We start from the raw sequence: 21,919 nt of genomic DNA, 5'->3' as shown, positions 1-21,919 counted from the left end.
CCTAAATAAAAGCTTCCTAATATTTTCAACAAACAAAAGAACCTATCCAAAAAATAAAATTCCTATATTAGTAGCTATATTGCTGAATTCGCAGTTCGCGATTCTTTTTTTGAGATTATAACAAACTAACTATTTAAGTATTGTCATACCTACACTTCTCAAAGTTATTAACACGAAACCGTTTTCGTTGTATTTTACAATATACTTAAATTTCGGTTAACCTTTTTTTTATATATGTTTAACACTTGAATTAAAATTAACTAAACTTAAAATTAATTATTTATGAAGATTACGCTACTAAAAAGCTTTTTGTTGCTTGGAGCATTTTTATGCTTTGGGTTGGCAAAGGCTCAGACAGTATCAGGTACCGTTTCGGATGCAAACGGGCCGTTGCCAGGGGCAAGCGTATTGGTAAAAGGTACTACCAATGGTACGCAAACCGATTTCGATGGTAACTACACCCTTAATGATGTTGGGGACACTGCCACTTTGGTTTTTAGTTACATTGGTTATAAAACCGTAGAAATCGCGGTAAATGGCCAATCTACCATTAACGTTGCCTTGGAAGAAGATGCACAAGCTTTGGATGAAGTTGTAATTATCGGTTACGGACAAACTACCGTAAAAGATGCAACCGGTTCTGTTGCCGCGGTTACCTCTGAGGATTTTAACGGAGGGGTCATCGCTTCACCTGAACAATTGATTCAGGGTAAGACAGCTGGTGTACAAATCACCCAAGCAAGTGGTGAACCAGGATCTGGGGTAAACCTTAGAATTAGAGGTTCCAATTCCATCCGTTCCAATAACAATCCTCTTTTTGTTGTAGATGGAGTGCCATTATCAGGTGAATCTACCACGCCATCGGGAGGTGATGTAATCAACGGAAGTAACGCAACTAGAAACCCTCTGAACTTTATCAACCCTAATGACATTGAAAGCATGTCCATTCTTAAGGACGCTTCTGCAACTGCCATTTATGGTTCTCGTGGAGCCAATGGTGTTGTAATTATTACCACTAAAAGTGGTAAAGCCGGTTCAGGTGGTGTTTGGGAATTCAGTTCCAATTTAAGTATTTCTACTCCAGCCAATGATTACGATCTTTTTGATAGGAACAAGTTTTTATCAACAACCGCGACAGAAAGAAGTCAAGCGATTGCAGATGCAAGTGATTATGGTTACAACACCAATTGGCAAGATTATATTACAAGGACAGTTGCTTCACAAAACCAAAACCTTTCTTACTCAAGAAACTATGGTAGTGGTAATGTTAGAGCCACGTTTTCTTACGGAAAACAATTTGGTGTAATAGAAAAATCAGCACAAGAGCGTATTACTGGTAGAATTAATGCCAGCCAACGCTTTTTAGATGACAAATTAAGGTTGACCCTTCAGGCTTCAGTTTCCAGAGTTAATGATGATGCACCTCCTATTAGTGGCACTTCCGGTGCAAGTGGAAACTTAATTGGTGCGGCTTATTCCGCAAACCCAACGTGGCCAGCAAGTTCATCTTTTTTCCTAGAAGGAAATCAATTGAACCCTGCTAACTACCTAACAAACTTCCAATCTGTAACACATACCGATCGTGCTTTAATTAATTTCTCAGCAGAGTATGATTTAACTCCTGAATTGACTGCAAAAGTTAGTGTTGGTTATGATGATTCGGATGCGGAGGCAATTTCCTCCATATCAGGAAAAGCAAACAACTTCAACCGAGTTACCGGAAATGGTCAAACAGCTTACAATACTTTGAATGCAACAAGTAAATTATTGGAAGGTACCCTTAATTACAAAAAGGATTTCGATAATTCATCCTTGGATGTTATTGTAGGTTATTCCTTCCAGGATTTCCAAAGAAAAGGCTTTAACTCACAAGGTTGGCAAGCACCAACAACAGATCTTAATGAGATGGGCGATCTTTTGATTGAAGATGTCAATAACATAAGATCCAGTATCAATGGACGGTACCAACAAGCAGGTTATGCGCCAAACGGTACTTTCGTAAATAGCATCAACCCATTTGATGATACAGCTAGTTTAGGTGTTTCCTCTGGCGCTTACACTTCAGTTTGGGTAGACACTTTTGATAACACTGATGAACTTCAATCGTTCTTTGCAAGAGCGAATTATAGTTTGAACGATAAGTTCTTGTTTACTGCCACAGTAAGAGCTGATGGTTCTTCCAAGTTTGGTGGTAGTAATCAGTATGGTTACTTCCCCTCCGGTGCCTTTGCTTGGAAAATCAACGAAGAAGATTTCATAGGAGACAATATTTCAACATTGAAATTGAGATTGGGTGCTGGTATTACAGGTAACCAAGAAGGACTTGGGTACGCAAACTACCTGAGAAGGGTTCGTTTTGCACAACCAGGCATTAGCGACAGTGGTGAGATTTTAAGACCCGGTGCACAAACCGTAGCAGTACAAAACCCAGACCTTAAATGGGAGTCCACTTTGGATGTAAACATTGGTTTGGATTTTGGTTTTAACCTAGACCGTTTCAGCGGTTCTGTGGATTTCTATAGAAAAGAAACATACGATCTATTGTTTAGACAAGGAGCTGCTGCACCAGCCGCCGACCCATTTGTTTTCAAAAACTTGGAAGACGGAACTATTATCAACCAAGGAGTTGAGGTTGCTTTGAACTATGATTTCATCCAAATGGAAGATGTTACATTCTCTTCCTCCTTTAATATTGCGTACAACAAAAATACCGTAGAAGGATTGAATGGAGTTACCGCTAACTTTGGTGCTTTGAATGGTCCTGGACTAACTGACGCCTTCGCTCAGCGATTGGGAGAAGGAAGATCACTATTTTCTTTCTACATGGCAGAATATTCAGAAGATAACTTCAACCCTGATGAAAAGGATTTTGTGGGCGAAGATGGCCTACCTGATGTAAACGCAGGTCTTTCCCTTAACCTTAGAGTTAAGAATTGGGATGCATCCGCTTATTTTACCGGTCAGTTTGGATTCTCTGTGTACAACAACACGGCAAATGCATTCTTGAACCGTCCAACCTTTGAGACCACAAGAAACGTTACCCAAAGAGCTTTGGATACGAACGTAAGTCAAGAAGTTTCAACATTATATTTGGAGAGCGGTGATTTTGTAAGGTTGCAAAACGCCAGTGTAGGATATAACGTCCCTCTAAGTGGCGATGGCGCTTTTAAGAGCTTAAGGTTATCTTTAACAGGACAAAACTTGTTCTTGATTACAGACTATAGCGGTCTAGACCCAGAAGTATCATCTACTACCGGTGACCTAGGTACAGGAATACCTAGTGCCAGTATAGATTATACTGCTTTCCCAAGACCAAGAACTATAACATTGGGTATCAACGCTAAATTTTAAAAAAAAAAGCAATGAAAAAATTTATAAAACAAGCGAACAAATATTTTTCTCTCAGCTTGTTCGTAGGGCTTTTACTAACTTCCTGTACGGATTTGGAGGTAGAGCCAACGGATTCGCTACTAGATGACGGGTTTACCGGTATACAAACCGCTGAGGCGGCTTCAAGCCAGGTAACCGCAATGTACAATGATGTAAATGGGTATTTTGGCACACAAGCTAACCTGTACGCCCTTAACGAAGTTACCACAGATGCTCTTTTGGTTCCTACAAGAGGATCCGATTGGGGAGATAACGGTATATGGAGACAATTACACCAGCATTCTTGGACTCCAGAACACTCTTACATTTTAGGTGTGTGGAACGAATGGAATGGTCTACAATTGAGCGCTAGCGAAGTTTTAGATTCTAGATCTGCTTCTTCCAGCGAGGCAATAGGTCATGCCTCATTTTTGAGAGGTTTGGCAATGTTTGTAATCTTGGACAATTTTGGACAAGTTCCTTATAGAGACACCGAAGCTGCAGACCCTTTAGCCGACCCAGATGTATTTACTGGTGAAGATGCAGTTGCCTTTATCATAAGTGATTTGGACAATGCCATTTCCAACCTTCCAGCGTCAGCAGCAGGTGACGATAATTTTAGAGCGACCAAAGCAGCTGCTCGTTTCCTTAAAGCCAAAGTACTTTTGAACAGACATGTCTACAATGGTTCTGGATCTGCAGCTTCAGCGGATATGAATGAAGTGATTTCCCTTGTTAATGCAATTGAGAATGATGGATATGAATTGGCTTCAGATTATTTTGACATTTTTGTACCAGGAGGTGATACAGAAACAATTTGGTACGCACAAACCTCAGCTGGAGCTAGAATATTCAATACATTACACTATAATTCTACCGAGCTAGGTGGAGGAGGCTGGAATGGTTTCAGTACCCTAGCGGAGTTCTACGATTTGTTTGAAGGAAACGCCGATAATAACCGTGGTCTTAACAATGGTACATTGAGTGATAACCAAGAAGAGCGTAGAGGATTTGTTCCAACCGAAGGAGGAATAGCCTATGATGGTAGTTATGGAACCGACGATAACAGTGATGGTATCGTTGACGGTTCAAACGTAGGATATGGATTCTTGATTGGTCAACAATATGGGCCTAACGGTGCCGCTTTGGAAGATAGAGGTGGTAACCCACTTTCTTTTACAAGAGAATTCTTCAGTGCTATAGATGGACAACCAAGTCTTGTAGATAATAATGAGGTAACAGGTATTCGTGTTATTAAATACAATCCAAGAGATGGAGCATTTGCTAATCATATCATCTTTTTTAGATATTCAGATGCATATTTGATGAAAGCTGAAGCTATGATGAGAAGTGGTGGCGACCCAACTTCAATGATTAATGAATTGAGAACAATTAGAGGTGCCGCTCCACTAGGTTCGGTAACCGAACAAGATCTTTTGGACGAAAGAGCTCGTGAACTATACACCGAAGGTTGGAGAAGAAACGATTTGATTCGTTTTGGACAGTACACCAAAGATTGGGAGTTCAAAGAAGATGCAGCCGTAGGCAATGCAGATCGCCAATTGTTCCCAATTCCATCTGCCCAACTTATTCTTAACCCTAATTTGGTTCAGAACCCAGGCTACTAACAATTCAAAGTTTAAGCTGTTTTATATATGAAAGACCACCGATCGGTGGTCTTTCCTTTTCTTATAAATCGTATTAATCATTTATTAATTTTTCCTTAGAAAAAGATTAACCATTTCTATAACTTCTTAAGACATAGAAATATTTATATTATCCCCCGTTATTGATGGTTGAGATGAGAAAAGTACTCCGGATTATTTTTTGGTTTGGTCTTATATTGACAAGTTGCAATAAAGAAGACCAAAATACCTTGTTCGTTCTAAAAAATTTCAAGGATACAGGAATAAACTTTAGTAATCGTTTAGAGCAAACTCCTGAACTCAACATACTGAACTATCTTTATTTTTATAATGGTGCAGGCGTTGCCGCGGGAGATTTTAACGGTGATGGTCTTGTAGATCTCTATTTCACATCAAATCAGGGACAGGATAAATTTTATCTAAACCAGGGCAACCTTACCTTTAATGATGTTACCGAAACTTCCAACCTCATCAATGAATCAGGATGGACAACCGGTGTTACCCATGCCGATGTAAATAACGATGGACTTTTGGATATTTATGTTTGTAAAGTAGGCGATCATGGTTCTATACGTGGACAAAACCTACTATACATCAATCAAGGGAATAATGAGAAAGGTGTCCCTATTTTCAAAGAAAAGGCCTCAAAGTATGGATTGGATTTTATAGGTTATTCAACCCAAGCAGCATTTTTCGATTATGACTTAGATGGTGACCTGGATATATATCTGATGAACCATTCCGTTAACCCAAACCGATCCTATGGTAAAGGCGCAAAACGTAAAATCGTGGACTCCATGTCCGGCGACATACTATTTAAAAATGAAAACGGCAGTTATCTTAACGTTTCCAAAGAAGCCGGGATCTTCCAAGGAACTATAGGGTATGGTTTAGGACTTGCTATAAGCGATATTAACAACGACGGCTATCCAGACATTTATATCGGTAACGATTTCTTTGAAAACGATTACCTCTATATCAATCAAAAAGATGGCACTTTTAAAGAAATAATTTCCCGTGATGACAAAAAACTGGGACACACGACCCACTTTTCTATGGGAAACGATATAGCTGACATCAACAACGATGGCCTTTCGGATATTTTATCATTAGATATGCTCCCAGAGGATTTAGAAACATATAAAACATCAGGATTAGAATATGCGTATCCTGTATACCAACAATATTTAAAAAATGGTTTTGCTCCACAATACATGCAAAATGCACTCCATTTGAACCTGGGTGACGAAAATTTTGGAGAAATTGCCAATTTAAGTGGTATAGAAGCCACCGAATGGTCTTGGGGAGCCCTATTTGCCGATTATGACAATGATGGTTTTAAAGACCTCTTTATTTCTAATGGTATTCAAGGGGTCACCAATGATATGGATTATATTAATTACATATCAAACGAAGAGATTCAACAAAGCATAGAAAAAGGATTATCCGATAAGGATATGGAACTTATTGACCGGTTACCTAAGAAAAAAGTACAGAATTATTTTTATCAAAATAAAGGCGGTACAAATTTCAACAATGTTACAAAAGCTTGGGGACCACAGATTGACTCTTACAGTAACGGCAGCGTTTATACAGATTTGGATAACGATGGAGATTTGGATTTGGTGGTAAACAATGTAAACCAAAAAGCATTTATAATGGAAAATACCCTAGACGAGGGAAATTTCATAAAAATCAAGTTTGATGGTAGCGAAAAAAATAAGTTCGGCATAGGAGCAAAGGCAATTGTATACAACAACAAAGGGATATCAGTACAGGAGAACATTGCTACACGTGGGTTTATGTCCGCTAAAGACAATAGCTTAAATTTTGGACTTGGAAAGGACTCCATCATAGATTCCATCCAAATTATATGGCCCAAAGGTAAGTTTCAAACTATAAAAAAGGTGAAAGCCAATCAAATTCTGAAAGTTTCGTATTCCAATGCATCCGGAAACTATTATACCCATAAGGATACCTTAAACTCATATTTTAACAGCCCTAAAAAAGACTTCGATTTTGTCCATAAAGAATATCCAAGTCTGGATTTTGACCGAAATCCTCTCATACCTTTTGCTTATTCCAATGAAGGCCCATCAACCGCTGTAGTGGACATCAATAAAGATGGACTGGACGATATTTTTATATGCGGGGGTAAAAAGCAGGCATCAAAATTATTTCTTCAAGATAACAAGGGTAACTTTAATTCATACCAAACAGAGGTTTTTAACGAGGATGCAATTAATGAAGATATTGATCAAGTCTTTGCAGATATTGATAACGATGAAGACCTTGATTTAATCGTGGTCAGTGGCGGCAACGAATTTACCAATGGGAAACCGCTACGGCCTAGACTCTATTTGAATACGAATGGAAAGTTTACCAAGAACGAAAAAAGTTTCACAACAATCGAAGTAAATGCATCCAAAGTGGATGCCGTTGATTTTGACAACGATGGGGATTTAGATCTTTTTATTGTTTCAAATACAGTCCCCACAAAATTTGGTGTTAAGAGCACCCAATTTTTGTTAGAAAATGATGGAACTGGAAAATTCCACGAAATAACACCTTCCTTCGCTCCAGAATTGAACAATGTCGGCAATATAAAGGATTTTGTTTGGAAAGATCTTGACCAAAACGGGTTTTATGACCTGGTGGTTGCGGGTCATTGGTCCCCAATTACTATCTTCCTTAACAACGGTAAGCAACTTGCAGAACAGAAAAACAATGGTCTCGGGAAAACCAATGGCTGGTGGAATAGTATTGAACTAGCCGATATGGACAACGATGGTGATTTGGATATCCTTGCAGGAAACTGGGGACTGAATACTAAGTTCGGCGCCTCTGTTGAAAAGCCCATTACCCTTTATATTAATGACTTTGACGGCAATGGTTCCATTGAAACTGTAGTGACCCATTTTCATGGTGAACGCGAAACAGCTTTCGCATCTAAGGATGAACTTGCCAAACAAATGCCCTTTTTGAACAAAAAATTCCTCTTTTACAAGGATTTCGCAAAAGCATCATTGGAAGAACTTTTCGGTGCTGATAAATTGAAAGAAGCCACCAAAAGAAAGGTATATTTACTTGCCACTTCCTATTTTGAAAATGATGGCAATAACATGTTCTCAAAAAAACAATTACCACATTTAGTACAGTCCTCTTCCGTAAACGATATTTACTTGGTAAAAAACAATAAAGAAAAGATTAATGAAATATTAATGGTAGGCAATAATTTTGAGATAAGCACCCAACTTGGTAGATTGGACGCTTCACACGGATTTTTATTGAAGAATGACGAAAGCGGAAATATTAGTTGGAAGCAAAACATGGGAATTTCCGGTGCAGCCAGAAAAATTGAAAAAATAAACATTAATGGGAATGAGGAATTCATCATAACGATAAATAATGAAGCTCCCATTTTTTTGGTCAAAAAACACAACAATAAATGAAACTGAAATATACAGTAGTATGCCTCCTTTTACTAACCCTATTGGGATGTAAAGACAAAGGGGGGGCTCAACATATCGAAGAAGAGCAAAGAGAGACGCTCTTTACCCTATTGGAACCCGAGAAAACGGGCGTTACTTTCATTAACAAGGTCGAAAACCAAAAAAACTTCAACATATTTAAGTACCGTAACTTCTATAACGGTGGTGGCGTTGCTATTGGGGATATAAATAATGATGGACTACAGGACATTTACCTTACAGGTAACATGGAACCCAATAGACTCTATTTGAACAAAGGAGACCTTAAGTTTGAGGATATTTCTGAAAAGGCTGGAGTTTTGGGCAACAAACCATGGTCCACAGGAGTCGTTATGGTAGATATTAATCACGATGGACTACTTGACATTTATGTCTCTAATGCCGGAAACATGGAAGGCAACAACCACGATAATGATCTTTATATCAACAATGGAGATTTAACCTTTACCGAAAAGGCGGAAGAATATAATCTGGCCAAAACCGGGTTTACCACGCATGCCTCATTCTTTGATTATGACAAGGATGGTGATTTGGATGCCTATATACTAAACAATAGCAACATTCCCGTGAGCAGTCTTGGTTATGCCGAACAACGAGATGTGCGAGCACAAGATTGGGAAGGGGTTCCTGATATTTTTAAAGGTGTTGGAGATATGCTTCTACGTAATGACAACGGTAAATTTGTGGATGTCAGTGAGGATGCGGGTATTTACGGAAGTCTGATTGGTTTTGGTTTGGGAGTACTGGTTACTGACTTTAACGGAGACCTATATCCTGATATTTACGTCTCCAATGATTTTTATGAAAGGGACTACCTCTACATTAATCAGCAAGATGGAACTTTCAATGAAGAAATCACGAAATGGACATCACATTTGAGTCTTTCTGCCATGGGTATTGACATTGCGGACATCAACAATGATGGACACAACGATATCTTTATTACCGATATGTTGCCAGAAAAAGAACATAGGGTAAAATCTATAATGGAGTTTGAAGGCTACAATATTTTTGATCTTAAACAAAGTAAAGATTTTGGTCAACAGTATATCCAAAACACCTTGCAGCTTAATAACGGTAATGGTACATTCTCCGAAGTAGCCTATTACAGCGGGATTGATGCAACCGATTGGAGTTGGGCTGGACTTATATTTGATATGGACAACGATGGTCTTAAGGATATTTTTATAACCAATGGTATCAATCATGATCTTACCGATTTGGATTTTGTGGACTTTTTTGCCAACGAAATAGTCCAAAAAATGGCATTGACGGGAAAAAAACAATCCATTGATTCCATTATCAATAAAATGCCGATTAAGCCGCAACCTAATTACGCATACAAAAACAATGGTGACATTTCTTTTACAAACGCCAACAAAGAATGGGGCTTTGAACTTCCATCTCGCTCCAATGGCGCCGCCTATGCAGATTTGGACAACGATGGTGATTTGGATTTAGTGATCAATAATGTAAACACACCCGCCTTTATCTATAAAAACAACACCGATTCCCAGTTAAACAACAATTATATTCAAATTAAATTTAAGGGGCCAAAAACCAATCCTTTTGCAGTGGGTACCTTGGCGAAGCTCTATTTTGATGGTAATATCGTAAACCAAGAATTGATTCCATCAAGAGGTTTTCAGTCTTCCATTCAGTACGATATGACCTTTGGATTGGGCAAATCCAATAAGTTGGATTCCATTCGCATTGTATGGCCGGACAATCTTACCCAAAAGCTAGAAAATGTAGAGGTCAATCAAGTATTGACCGTAGACCATTCCAATGCATCAGAGACTTATACAATACCCAATAATAAAGCTAAAAACTCTTTCTTAAAGGAATTGAAAACCAATATGGTTTCGGCACATAAAGAAGATAATTACAACGATTTTGACTATGAAGGTCTAATCTCTCACAAACTTTCTCAAGAAGGTCCTTCATTGGCTGTTGGCGATATTAATGGTGATGGAAACGAAGATTTCTTTATTGGTGGAGCAAAAGGGCAATCAGGAACAATATACCTTCATAATGGAAATGGAAAAGTTGCTCCGAAGAAAACCCCTGTTTTTGAAGAGGATAATGAATTTGAAGATGTAGCCGCTGCCTTTTTCGACACCGACGGTGATGGCGATCTTGATCTAGTTGTAGGTTCCGGTGGCAATGACGTCAACATGCAACGCAATTACAGAGCTCGACTATATTTAAACGATGGCAACGGTAACTTTTCAAAATCAGAAAACGAATTGCCATCCACATTTAAAAACATTTCGACTATTTCTCCATATGACTTTGATAACGACGGAGATGTGGATCTCTTTATAGGTTCCCGAAGTGTGGTAGGGGTTTATGGTATATCTCCAGATCATCTTCTTCTTGAAAATATGGGAGATGGCACTTTTAACAATGTAACCGAACGGTTAGGATATGATCTTAAAAATGCAGGAATGGTTACAGATTCCAAATGGAGGGACATCGATGGAGACGGCAAAAAAGACTTAATAGTAACCGCAGAATGGGATACTCCAAAAATTTACAAAAATACAGGAAGAAGATTGACAAAAATGGACAGTTCGCTGGATAGTCTTTACGGATGGTGGAATACGCTGGAAACAGCCGATTTGGACGGTGATGGTGATCAAGACCTGATATTGGGCAATCAAGGCTTAAACCTCCACTATAAGCCAACGGAATATGCACCAATGAAAATGTATATCAACGACTATGATAACAACGGAACCATTGAACAAATCATGACCTTGCAAGAAAATGGCGGTGATTATCCAATTCATCAAAAAAGAGAACTTACGGAGCAATTGCCATCACTTAAAAAACAAAACTTAAAGGCATCCGATTATGCCCGCCGAACCATTCAACAACTATTTTCTAAAGAGGTAATGGATAAATCCATCGTAAAAAAAGTTGAAACCTCCGCATCCGTAATTGCTATAAACGAAGGTGGCGGTAAGTTTATCATTAAGAATTTGCCCCCAAGAGTACAACTTTCATGTGTATGCGATATCACCTGCACTGATGTAAACAACGATGGTAATATGGATTTGATAATGGCCGGAAACAACTTCGAGTTCAAGCCACAATTCTCACGCTTGGATGCAAACCAAGGGAACCTGTTGTTAGGAGATGGAAAACTAGGTTTTAAATGGCAAGACTACGAAACCAGTGGTTTTAAAATCAGGGACGAAGTAAAATACCTAAGGCAGTTCAAGGATAAAAATGGCAATACATATGTTATTGCCGCTATAAACAACAATAAACCAAAGATTTTTGCCCTAAATGAATAGGTTTCTAATCATAATACTAGCGACAACTTTTGTTGTTTCCTGCAAAAAAGGAGGGAATCTTTTTGAAAATCCTGAACCTCAGCAGACCGGTGTGGAATTTACCAATACCCTCACCACTTCCAAAGACCTGAGCATTTTGGACTATCTTTATTTTTATAACGGTGGTGGTGTCTCCATTGGTGATATCAACAATGATGGATTACCCGATATTTTCTTTACCGGTAACCAAGTCAAAAACAAATTATATCTGAATAAAGGCAATCTTAAGTTTGACGATATATCAGGTGCCGCAGGAATAGAGGGCAAAAGTAGTTGGAATACTGGAACTACTATGGCCGATGTAAACGGTGATGGCCTCTTGGATATCTATGTTTGTGCTGTGGTGGGCATTAATGGGTTTAATGGGTTCAACGAACTCTATATCAACAATGGGGATAATACATTTACCGAAAGTGCTGCTAAATATGGGCTCGACTTTGATTCGTACAGTTCCAACGCAACTTTCTTTGATTATGATTTGGACGGAGACCTCGACATGTACCTCCTTAACCATGCCGTACACACCCAAAACTCCTTTGGCCGTTTTGATTTGAGATATGAACGCCGATATGAAACTGGAGACAAGTTACTTCGCAACGATAATGGCAAATTTATCAATGTAAGTGAAGAAGCTGGTATCTATGGAGGCATCAACGGTTATGGGTTAGGTTTGGCCATTGCCGATTTTAATCAAGATGGATATCCAGACATTTACGTAGGCAACGATTTTCATGAAGACGATTATTATTACCTAAACAATGGCGATGGCACTTTCACCGAAAGTTTAAAAAAATATTTTGGACATACTTCTCGGTTCTCCATGGGGAACGATGTAGCCGACATCAATAATGATGGTAGACCCGATTTTCTATCATTGGACATGCTTCCGGAAGATGAGGTTGCCTTGAAATCCTCGGAAGGTGATGATAATATCCAAACCCAAAAAATGAGAATAAATCGTTTTGGGTACCATTATCAGTTTACCAGAAACATGTTGTATGTGAACCAACCTGATGGAAACTTCATGGAAACTGCTTTGATGAGCGGGATTGCGGCAACCGACTGGAGTTGGAGTGCCCTTTTTGGTGACTATGACCTCGATGGTCAACAAGATGTGTTTATTTCCAATGGTATACCGAAAAGACCTAATGACTTGGATTTTATCAATTTTCTTTCTAATGAACAAATCCAACAAAAGATTGACAACACTAAACTTGTAGATCAAAAAGCGTTGGATTTAATGCCATCCGGCAATGCACACAACTATGTTTTTAAAGGAAGTAAGGAACTGCATTTTAAGGATATGTCCGAAAAATGGATTACCAAAGACACTTTAATTTCTGGGGCTACCGCCATAGGTGATCTCGATGGCGACGGGGACTTGGATTTAGTCACGAACAATATTAATCAGCCCGCATCTTTATACATCAACAAAACAAACGACAAAGGAAATTACTTAAAACTAAAGTTCAAATATAACGGAAAGAACAAGTTTGGCATTGGAACCAAAGTGTATTCCTATACAGAAGAAGGACTTCAATTCAAGGAACTTTTCCCAACTCGTGGTTTTCAAGCATCATCCGAGCCGATGATACATTTTGGATACCGAAATGCGGAGCAAATCGATTCCATAAAGATTATATGGCCCGATAAGACCTATCAATTTTTACAAAATGTTCCTGTAAACCAAACAATCACGGTGAAGCCAAATAACACTAAACCTTTTGATTATAATTCCCTTCATAAAATAAAAAAGTTACGCTTTACTATAGTGGAAAACAATCTGGGCCTGAATTTTGAGCATATAGAGGACAACTACACCGACTTTAACCGTGAAAAATTGATTCCATATCAAATTTCCGATAGAGGACCCGCATTGGCCATTGGTGATTTAAATGGTGATGGCAAAGAAGATGTCTTTATCGGGGGATCTAAATATAGATCCTCCAAAGTTTATATGAATCAAGATTCCGTTTTTGTAAACAAAGAATTCAAAAATTTACAGAAGGATTCCGTTCGAGAAAATATTTCGGCCACCATTGCTGATTTTAACAATGATGGCAAAAATGATTTGATCATTAACTCTGGAGGTGGTGACTTCTATGGAAAATCCAGTGCGCTTTTGGATGCTTATTATGTTCAAAAAGACTCTGTTTTTACCAATACTGAGTTTCCAGAATTCTATCAAAATTCATCTGTAGTACGGCCTTTTGATTTTGACAATGATGGTGATTTGGACGTTTTTGTTGGCGGACATACGATTACAACTAAGTTTGGAGCTCCTGCCAGCTCATACTTATTGGTAAATGAGGATGGAACTTTTAAACAGAAAGAAAGTTTTGACAAGCTTGGAAAAGGCATGATTACCGATGCTATTTGGAGTGATTTTGATGGTGACGGTATTACCGATTTAATTATAATCGGAGAATGGATGTCTCCAAAGTTTTTAAAACAGAATAACGAAACTTTTACCGAAATAGAGCCAATAGACCTAAAAGGATTGTGGCAGGCCATTGAAGCCTTTGATATTGATGGGGATGGGGATTTGGATTATCTCTTGGGCAATTGGGGAACAAATTCCAAGTTCAAGGCCTCTGAAGAACATCCAATGAAATTATATTTCAACGACTTTGATGAAAATGGTCAAACAGAAACGGTTACAACAATGGAGAAAGATGGTAAATACTATCCACTAGAAACTTTAGATGGCTTATCGTCCCAGATGGTTTACCTAAAAAAGAAATACACTACCTATAAGTCTTTCGCCGGTAAAACCATAGAAGAAATATTTGGAGAGGACGTATTGGATGCATCCACCAAATTGGAAGTTAATACACTTAAATCGGGCTATTTAAGAAATGATAAGGGTAACTACACTTTTGTCCCATTTAAAAACGAACTCCAAGTATCTCCTATCATGTCATTTTTAGTAGATGATTTTGATGGTGATGGCAGCACCGAAGCATTACTTGGAGGTAATTATTTTGGGGTAAAACCATACCACGGTAGACTCGATTCGTTTCCGGGTGCCCTGATTAAAAGTGAAAACAACATTGTTTTGGGCAACCAACTAGGATTGGATTTCACGAAAAAATCAATTCGACATTTAAAAACAATCATACTCAACAATCAAAAATACTTGTTAGCCATATTTAATAACGAGAAGGCACAAGTCTACAAAATCAACAAGTAACAGCAAGGCTATGAAAAAAGGAATAAGTTTAATTGCAGCATTATTATTGGTTCTGGCATCATGTCAAAAAAAACAGGAACCTATTGAAATTACCCCCGAAGAATACCACGCCTCTGTGGACAAGGTAATCGAGATAATGATTCACGATATATTCTCCCCACCGGTAGCGAGTAGAATATTTGCCTACCCGAACATTGCCGCTTACGAAATTATTGCCAAGAAAAACGATAGTTACAAATCCTTGGCGGGTCAGGTAACAGGTTTGGAAAGTATCCCTGAGCCAAAGAACAATGAGAACATCAATTACGAAATGGCCGCATTGATTGCCCAAATGGACCTTAGCAAGAGACTTATCTTTTCTGAAGAAAAAATGGAAAGCTTCAGGGATAGTCTTTATATGATATGGACAGAAAAAAACGAGTCAGCTTTTAATGCCTCCAAAGAATATGGTCTCGAGGTGGCCAACTTTATTGGTGAATGGATGGACAAGGATAACTACAAGGAAACGCGTACCATGCCAAAATTCTCCGTGGACTCTGACGACCCTTCTCGTTGGCAACCTACTCCACCGGCCTATATGAACGGTATTGAGCCTCACTGGGAAAAAATACGTCCGTTTGCGATAGATTCTGCACAACAGTTTAAACCAGTTCCACCTCCTGAATTTTCAATGGAAGAAGACTCCGATTTTTATAAAGAAGTAATGGAAGTGTACGAGGTTAGAAAAAGTATGATCGGTAAAGGCGACAAGTCAGATGAAATAGCCATTGCCCAATTTTGGGATTGTAATCCTTATGTTTCCGTAACCCGTGGACACTTAATGTTTGCCACAAAGAAAATTACCCCAGGTGCTCACTGGATAGGCATTGCCAAAATTGCTGCAAGAAAAACAAATGCGGATTTTGACAAAACAGTATATGCATATACCAAAACCTCTATCGCTATCGCTGATGCCTTTATAAGCTGTTGGGATGAAAAATACAGAAGTAACCTTATCCGTCCGGAAACAGTTATTAACGAATATATCGACGACAGTTGGGAGCCTGTTCTTCAAACACCTCCATTCCCTGAATATACGAGTGGACACAGTGTAGTCTCGGGTGCGGCAGCTACGGCTTTGACCGACATTTTTGGCGACAATTTTGCCTTTGATGACGATACTGAAGTAGCCTATGGTTTGCCTGTACGCTCATTCTCTTCTTTTAACCAAGCATCTGATGAGGCTGCCCTAAGCCGAATGTATGGTGGTATCCATTACCGCGCGGCAATTGTTGTTGGAATTAAGCAAGGTAGAGAACTAGGTAAATTTGTAGTAGATAAATTGGACATGACAAAAGGCTAAACCCTATTTTTGCTTTCTAGTTACTAGTTATGAGGAAGATTTTTTCAATAATCCTTGCCCTTACGGTGGGAGTAATTTTGTGGTACCTGTTTTTAAAACCACAAGATTATCAGGTCAATTTTAAGGCAAAAGCGATTCCTGGGACCATCTTCGAAACCGTGAAGGCTTGGAACCAAGGTTTTGATTCCGTTATACCTGTGGACTACATCAGCCCCAGCCATTTTAAACAAACTGTTTTTGTAAACGATTCCGTGCATATGTACGAATGGGAAATAAACCCAGTTCACGATTCTTTAAGTGAGATCCAAGTAAATATCAAAGACCAGGATTATTCGTTCAACAATCGCTTAACTATTCCGTTTTCTGACACCGATTTTGAAAAAGGCTCTAGAAAAAAGCTTTTGGATTTTAATGGTTTTTTGAATGAGCACATAAGTGGTTTTAATGTTTCTATCGAAGGTGAGGAAGAGACATTCTCTTCATTTTGTGCCTGTATTCAACTTATTACAGCTCCCGAAGAAAAGGCTAAGGGTATGATGGCAAACTACAACTTTCTTAACGCAATTCTTTTGGAAAAACAAATTCAATTGAATGGTCCTCCTTTCGTAGAGGTACTGGACTGGGATTTGGAAAACAATAGTCTTTCCTATAATTTTTGCAACCCGATTATTCGTTCCGAAAGACTTCCAGATCACCCTGATATTGAATACAAACGTATCTTTAGTAAAAATGCTATCAAGGCCATTTATCACGGAAACTATATTACCTCGGACAGAGCATGGTATGCTATAATGGATTATGCGAAAAAGAATAATATTCCCATAGAGAAAAAACCACTGGAAATTTTCTACAATAACCCCAATATGGGAGGAAATGAGTTGGAATGGACTACGGAGGTATTTATGCCCATAAAAGAATCCAATGAATAAGTTTGCCTTAGTTTTTTTACTAATAGCTGTGCAAGCTTTTGCCCAAAGAACCTATTTTGGCGAATTGGAGAACTTGGCCAAATTCCCTTCCAAACTTAAAGAAGTATCCGGGTTGCAAGTTACCAAAGATGGTAAAATCTGGGTGATTGAAGACAGTGGTAACAAGGATCAAATTTATAGGGTCAATAAAGATGGTCAAATCCAGGAATCATTAAAAGTTGACCATGCCAAAAATAAGGATTGGGAAGATTTGACCATGGATGTTTATGGCAATCTATATATCGGAGATTTTGGCAATAATGGCAATGAGCGCGATGATTTGGTTATTTACAAGATTCCAAAAAACCAAATGGATAAAAAGAAACCCAATGCCGTAAAGATTGAGTTTAAATACCCGCAACAAAAAGATTTTCCACCCCAAAAAGACAGTCTTTATTATGATACGGAAGGGTTTTTTCACCTAAATGACCATCTGTACATCTTCACTAAAAACCGCACGAGACCTTTTTCAGGAAACACTTTGATTTATTGTGTACCGGACAAGGAAGGGGAATACGAAGCAGAATTTTTGGGCTCGTTGTTCTTATGCGCCGACCAAGACCATTGCTCGGTGACAAGCGCCGATATTTCCCCTAATGGTAATACCATTGCCTTATTAAGCTATGGGTTCGTGTTTTTACTAACGGATTTTAATATTCCAGACTTGACCAAAGCATCCATAAAAATCATTGACTTAAAAACTGATACCCAGATTGAGTCGATTAGTTTTGCGAACAACAATACACTCTTGATTGCTGATGAAGAGAACAGATTCGGGGGTCGAAAACTTTATGAGTTGAAATTGGATTAAAGTTAAAATCCAAATCCAAGGCCAAAGGCAAAACGCAGGCCATCCGTACTATTAAACAGTCCAAAATTAGCAGACAGCACATCTGCACCATTCAGGAAAAATCCACCTCCATAAGAATTGTGCCATTTGTCTGAATCTTCGCCAGGAAACCAAACACGACCATAGTCAAACCCTCCATAAACACCCGGGGTCACCGGAAGAATACCTGTCTTTGTGCGCCTAAAACTATATCGTAAATCCGTGTTTTGAAAATAGGCCGTCTTACCTGAGAAGCGTTGGAAACGGAAGCCTCGAAGACCATTGTCGCCCCCAATGCTGGCAGCTTGATAAAATTCGTAGCCATTACCAATGGTAAAATGTCCTTTAAATTTAGTGGCCAAGACCAATCGTCCATCTGCAGTAAGCTTATGGTCCATAGAAAATGCAGGGATAATGTACCCAAACGTTCTGGATGAATCATCCAAATTGGTTTTAAAACCACCCTCCAAAGCAAACGCCATTCCCAACGTTGGAAATGCCTCGTTATCGGTATTGGAATAGCTGTATTCAGCATCAACGCCAAAGAAATTCAAATGATTTTCCTCCCCGTTTTCTAAGTAAAACTCATTGATAAACCTATCTTCAGTTTCTTCAATCTCAATACTCTCGTAAGCAACGCCCAAACGCGCCTTGGAACCAAAAAATCCGCGCCACACCAAGGAAGGAGCAAACTTAAGGGTTCGTATTTTAACCCTGTTGTAATCCAATCCCAGAGGTTCATCATCGTCATTATTAACGGTTTCATTTCCGAAGCCGAAAAAATTTCTAGTAAAATTGGGACTGGTAAATAGAGCATGTAGTTCTAGGTTTACCTTATTAAACACGTGGGCAAACTCTCCCTTATATCCTAAATCAAAACCATTGGTTGCAAAATAATAGGCCGCGTTAACCGTATGCTGTTGTGTAAACGGATTTTTTCTGAACCCATTAAATGTGTATGTATCGGTAAACCCCACCCTTACCCCGTCATCTGGATTAAAACCAATTGTGGGTAGTATCTGGTTATTACTACCTTTCATATTTAAGAACTCGTAAGTATTGGTGTTGTAATCATTTATCAGTTTAATTTTTCCCCCATAAGCATTATCCAAGGTGTTCTTCTTGGATTTGAAATCGTAGACCAGTAGTTTTTTGGAGTTTTCGGAAATTATATAAACATCATTGTTCTGTCCACCAACAATGCGCACTTTTATTTTTGATGTTTCTGTTCTGGCATCGAACATATCATCATCATCCAAACCGTAAATCCAAATTTCCTTGGTATAATCCGGGTTATACACCTTGTTGAAGAAAAGATTTGTCTTCTCCCCTCCTTTTATACGGTATGCTTTTACCTCAACATTTCCATTGGGCAAAGAAACAATGCTGAAATAATCGTCTTTATCCGTTCCGGCAACCACACTATACTTATTCAAAACAACAAAGTAGTCAATTGCAGTTTGTACCAGATTTTTCTTTCTGGCCAGAAGAATATTCTTGATTTCGGTCAAAGTTTCATCCCGAACTTCTTCAGGAAAGGCCAAAAAGGCATCATCAATAATTTCTCCATCTAAGTTTTGCTGAATAAACTTGGCCTGGTCTATCCATATATCCAAATCCGCTTCCGATAACAGGGCCATATCCAAAGCAAACGTTTTTGGTGACGATGTAAATCCTTTTACGCTCCTTATTTTTTCGTGGAATCCTTCAAAAATACGTAGGCCTGGAACCGCTCTGGAGCCAAAATTCATGATGAGACCATCTCCCCAGCGTGAAAACACTTGGTCTCTGTCCCTCGGGATTGGTTTGTACACTTTGTTTCCATCTTCGGTCTCAAATTCCGCCCATCGCCATTGATCTACATGTCTGTCCCAGTCTCCGACAAGGATATCAAAAAGGCGCGCTTTCACATATTCTTTTTGGTCAATGCTATACTTCTCATCTTCTCGGAGTTTGTCCAAAAGGTCGTAGGTACTCTCTATCTTTTTAGTGTAACCAAAGCTTTCCAAATTATCATGATCATCGGAAACGTGCTCCTCGATCATATACAGCTCATCTCCGAATTCCTTGTTAAAATCTCCCAAAACAGATTGTTTGGGAATGTAGTACAACTTAGGGTTGGTATGATATATCCCAAGGGCATCCGATAGTTTATCCATTGTAAAAGGAGCATATGGATGTGCTCCAGTATAAAGGTCCAATAACAATTTTTCCGTGTATGTATCCTCAAATTGTCCAATAATGTATTGGTCTTGGAAGGCAATGGCCTGCAGATATCTTTCGGCACTTTTTCGCAAGCCCCTCATCACATATTCCCTACCTTCCCGATCTGCCAATCGTAATGAGTTGGATTGATTACCTCCACCTTTTCTAACAACGGTCAATCCTCCGAAAAGGGTGTCCAATCGCACAGTAGGAACCTTTACTTTGGTTCCATAATATTTTCTGTAACGTTCACCCCATAACCATTTGTGAAATCCACTCTTATCTATTTGCTCTTCCCCATAAATAGATGCCATTTTGTATGCTGGAAAATCATCGGAAAGTTTCATTTTTTTATTCGACCTATCGGGTGGCAGCACTTGCGTCCGGAACAATAATTCGTTGGAGTTAGTTCCTGTTCCATAAAACTCAACTTTAGACGAGCCATCTTTAAACACCTTTAAAATCGCATATCCATTTCTTCCCGTTGAAAATTTACTGCCGTTCAAAAGTCTAGTAGCTCCAGTCTTTGCTCCAGCACCACTAACAATTTGGGGTTTGCCATATTCCTCAATGTACTGAAGCGTATGCTCATGTCCTGAGGTAAAAATTACCTTGTCCGAATATTGTGAAAGGGTGAGTATCCTATTCTTTAACTCATTGTACCTTTTATTGGATAAGTCCTCCGGTGTGGCACCGGAAGTTTTTCTCATAAGATTGATTGCAGATCCAAAAATTGGTAAAGGCACCTTTCCTCCGCTGGGATACATTCCTTGTTTAAAGGAAAATTGACCACCATGGGAACCATAGGAAAACATTGGGTGGTGCATGGCTATGATTACCGTCTTGTCCCTGTTCTTTTTGATCAAACCCTCCAACTCCTCAAAAAAACGATCCCTGTCCTTTATTTTACATTCATCGTTCATGGTCGGGTGCTTGTCCCAATTGACGAGATACCATTCTGTATCTATGGCAATGACCATTGTATTTTCATTGATTTCAATGTCTTCGATAGGACAACCATTTTCTGGTTGAAAAGCCTCATTATCGTTCAACACCTCTTCAACGTATTCTTCCTCCCTTTTAAGACCCTTTAACCCATTACTGTACCAATCGTGATTACCAGGTATAAAAATGGTATTTCCTTTAAAATTTTTTAAAGTGGCCAACTGCGCATCCAAATAGTGTTTGGAACGTTGGTAACCATCAACGTCATCTCCCTTATCGACAAATCCAGCGGGATATATATTATCTCCCAAAAAAATGGCAGTGCTATTGCTATTGGCGCCATCAAGAACCTTTTTAAATTCCTTTAATGTGGGATTGAGGTCGCCCATAGGAGATTTTCCCGCATCCCCGATTAAATAAAAGGTGTGTTCAATGTCTTTATCTACTAAAGTATTATTTGCAGAAAAAGGTTCGGCATATTTCGCTTCATAGGTTGCACAACCAGAAGTCAAAACAATCAAGAAAACAATCAAGTAATGTTTCTTCATATTCACGAGGTTGATACCAATTTTTTGTAATTTGGATGT

9 protein-coding genes are annotated in these 21,919 nt (G+C 38.8%); 8 read left to right on the top strand and 1 reads right to left on the bottom strand.

What is annotated here, in order from left to right:
- Positions 1–282: 282 nt before the first annotated feature.
- The 8 genes from ACQQ5U_RS07840 (at position 283) to ACQQ5U_RS07805 (ending at position 18,164) form a co-directional block, all read left to right on the top strand.
- A complete protein-coding gene (locus tag ACQQ5U_RS07840) occupies positions 283–3,351 on the top strand; it encodes a SusC/RagA family TonB-linked outer membrane protein (protein ID WP_437396544.1) in 3,069 nt (1,022 codons plus the stop codon).
- An 11-nt stretch (positions 3,352–3,362) separates the two neighbouring features.
- On the top strand, positions 3,363–4,997 hold the full coding sequence (locus ACQQ5U_RS07835) for a RagB/SusD family nutrient uptake outer membrane protein (protein ID WP_437396542.1): 1,635 nt from the start codon (positions 3,363–3,365) through the stop codon (positions 4,995–4,997).
- 173 nt (positions 4,998–5,170) lie between these two features.
- The gene (locus tag ACQQ5U_RS07830) at positions 5,171–8,467 is read left to right on the top strand and encodes a VCBS repeat-containing protein (protein ID WP_437396541.1); all 3,297 of its coding nucleotides are present in this window, start codon (positions 5,171–5,173) and stop codon (positions 8,465–8,467) included.
- A complete protein-coding gene (locus ACQQ5U_RS07825; protein WP_437396539.1) occupies positions 8,464–11,811 on the top strand; it encodes an FG-GAP-like repeat-containing protein in 3,348 nt (1,115 codons plus the stop codon). The genes ACQQ5U_RS07830 and ACQQ5U_RS07825 overlap by 4 nt, the downstream gene beginning before the upstream one ends.
- On the top strand, positions 11,804–15,043 hold the full coding sequence (locus ACQQ5U_RS07820) for a VCBS repeat-containing protein (protein ID WP_437396538.1): 3,240 nt from the start codon (positions 11,804–11,806) through the stop codon (positions 15,041–15,043). The genes ACQQ5U_RS07825 and ACQQ5U_RS07820 overlap by 8 nt, the downstream gene beginning before the upstream one ends.
- Before the next feature lie 10 nt (positions 15,044–15,053).
- Positions 15,054–16,385, top strand: coding sequence for a vanadium-dependent haloperoxidase (locus ACQQ5U_RS07815; protein ID WP_437396536.1), 1,332 nt, complete (start codon positions 15,054–15,056; stop codon positions 16,383–16,385).
- Positions 16,386–16,414: 29 nt separating this feature from the next.
- Positions 16,415–17,314: a GyrI-like domain-containing protein gene (locus ACQQ5U_RS07810; protein WP_437396535.1), complete on the top strand. Its 900-nt coding sequence runs from the start codon at positions 16,415–16,417 to the stop codon at positions 17,312–17,314.
- Positions 17,307–18,164: a hypothetical protein gene (locus tag ACQQ5U_RS07805; RefSeq protein ID WP_437396533.1), complete on the top strand. Its 858-nt coding sequence runs from the start codon at positions 17,307–17,309 to the stop codon at positions 18,162–18,164. The genes ACQQ5U_RS07810 and ACQQ5U_RS07805 overlap by 8 nt, the downstream gene beginning before the upstream one ends.
- 2 nt (positions 18,165–18,166) lie before the next feature.
- On the opposite strand, the gene ACQQ5U_RS07800 is transcribed toward ACQQ5U_RS07805, so the two are convergent.
- Positions 18,167–21,880, bottom strand: coding sequence for a metallophosphoesterase (locus ACQQ5U_RS07800; RefSeq protein WP_437396531.1), 3,714 nt, complete (start codon positions 21,878–21,880; stop codon positions 18,167–18,169).
- Positions 21,881–21,919: the final 39 nt, after the last annotated feature.

This window comes from Flagellimonas lutimaris (genome assembly GCF_051494225.1).
GTDB classification, from domain to species: Bacteria; Bacteroidota; Bacteroidia; order Flavobacteriales; family Flavobacteriaceae; genus Flagellimonas; species Flagellimonas lutimaris_A.
The sequence above is the reverse complement of the archived record's forward strand: the minus strand, read 5'-3'. Positions and strand labels throughout refer to the sequence as shown.

Bases quoted from the DNA above. Each gene is read 5' to 3' on its own strand.
- ACQQ5U_RS07830 (WP_437396541.1), top strand. From the start codon at position 5,171: ATGAGAAAAGTACTCCGGATTATTTTTTGGTTTGGTCTTATATTGACA.
- ACQQ5U_RS07815 (WP_437396536.1), top strand. From the start codon at position 15,054: ATGAAAAAAGGAATAAGTTTAATTGCAGCATTATTATTGGTTCTGGCA.
- ACQQ5U_RS07835 (WP_437396542.1), top strand. From the start codon at position 3,363: ATGAAAAAATTTATAAAACAAGCGAACAAATATTTTTCTCTCAGCTTG.
- ACQQ5U_RS07840 (WP_437396544.1), top strand. From the start codon at position 283: ATGAAGATTACGCTACTAAAAAGCTTTTTGTTGCTTGGAGCATTTTTA.
- ACQQ5U_RS07825 (WP_437396539.1), top strand. From the start codon at position 8,464: ATGAAACTGAAATATACAGTAGTATGCCTCCTTTTACTAACCCTATTG.
- ACQQ5U_RS07810 (WP_437396535.1), top strand. From the start codon at position 16,415: ATGAGGAAGATTTTTTCAATAATCCTTGCCCTTACGGTGGGAGTAATT.
- ACQQ5U_RS07820 (WP_437396538.1), top strand. From the start codon at position 11,804: ATGAATAGGTTTCTAATCATAATACTAGCGACAACTTTTGTTGTTTCC.
- ACQQ5U_RS07805 (WP_437396533.1), top strand. From the start codon at position 17,307: ATGAATAAGTTTGCCTTAGTTTTTTTACTAATAGCTGTGCAAGCTTTT.
- ACQQ5U_RS07800 (WP_437396531.1), bottom strand. From the start codon at position 21,880: ATGAAGAAACATTACTTGATTGTTTTCTTGATTGTTTTGACTTCTGGT.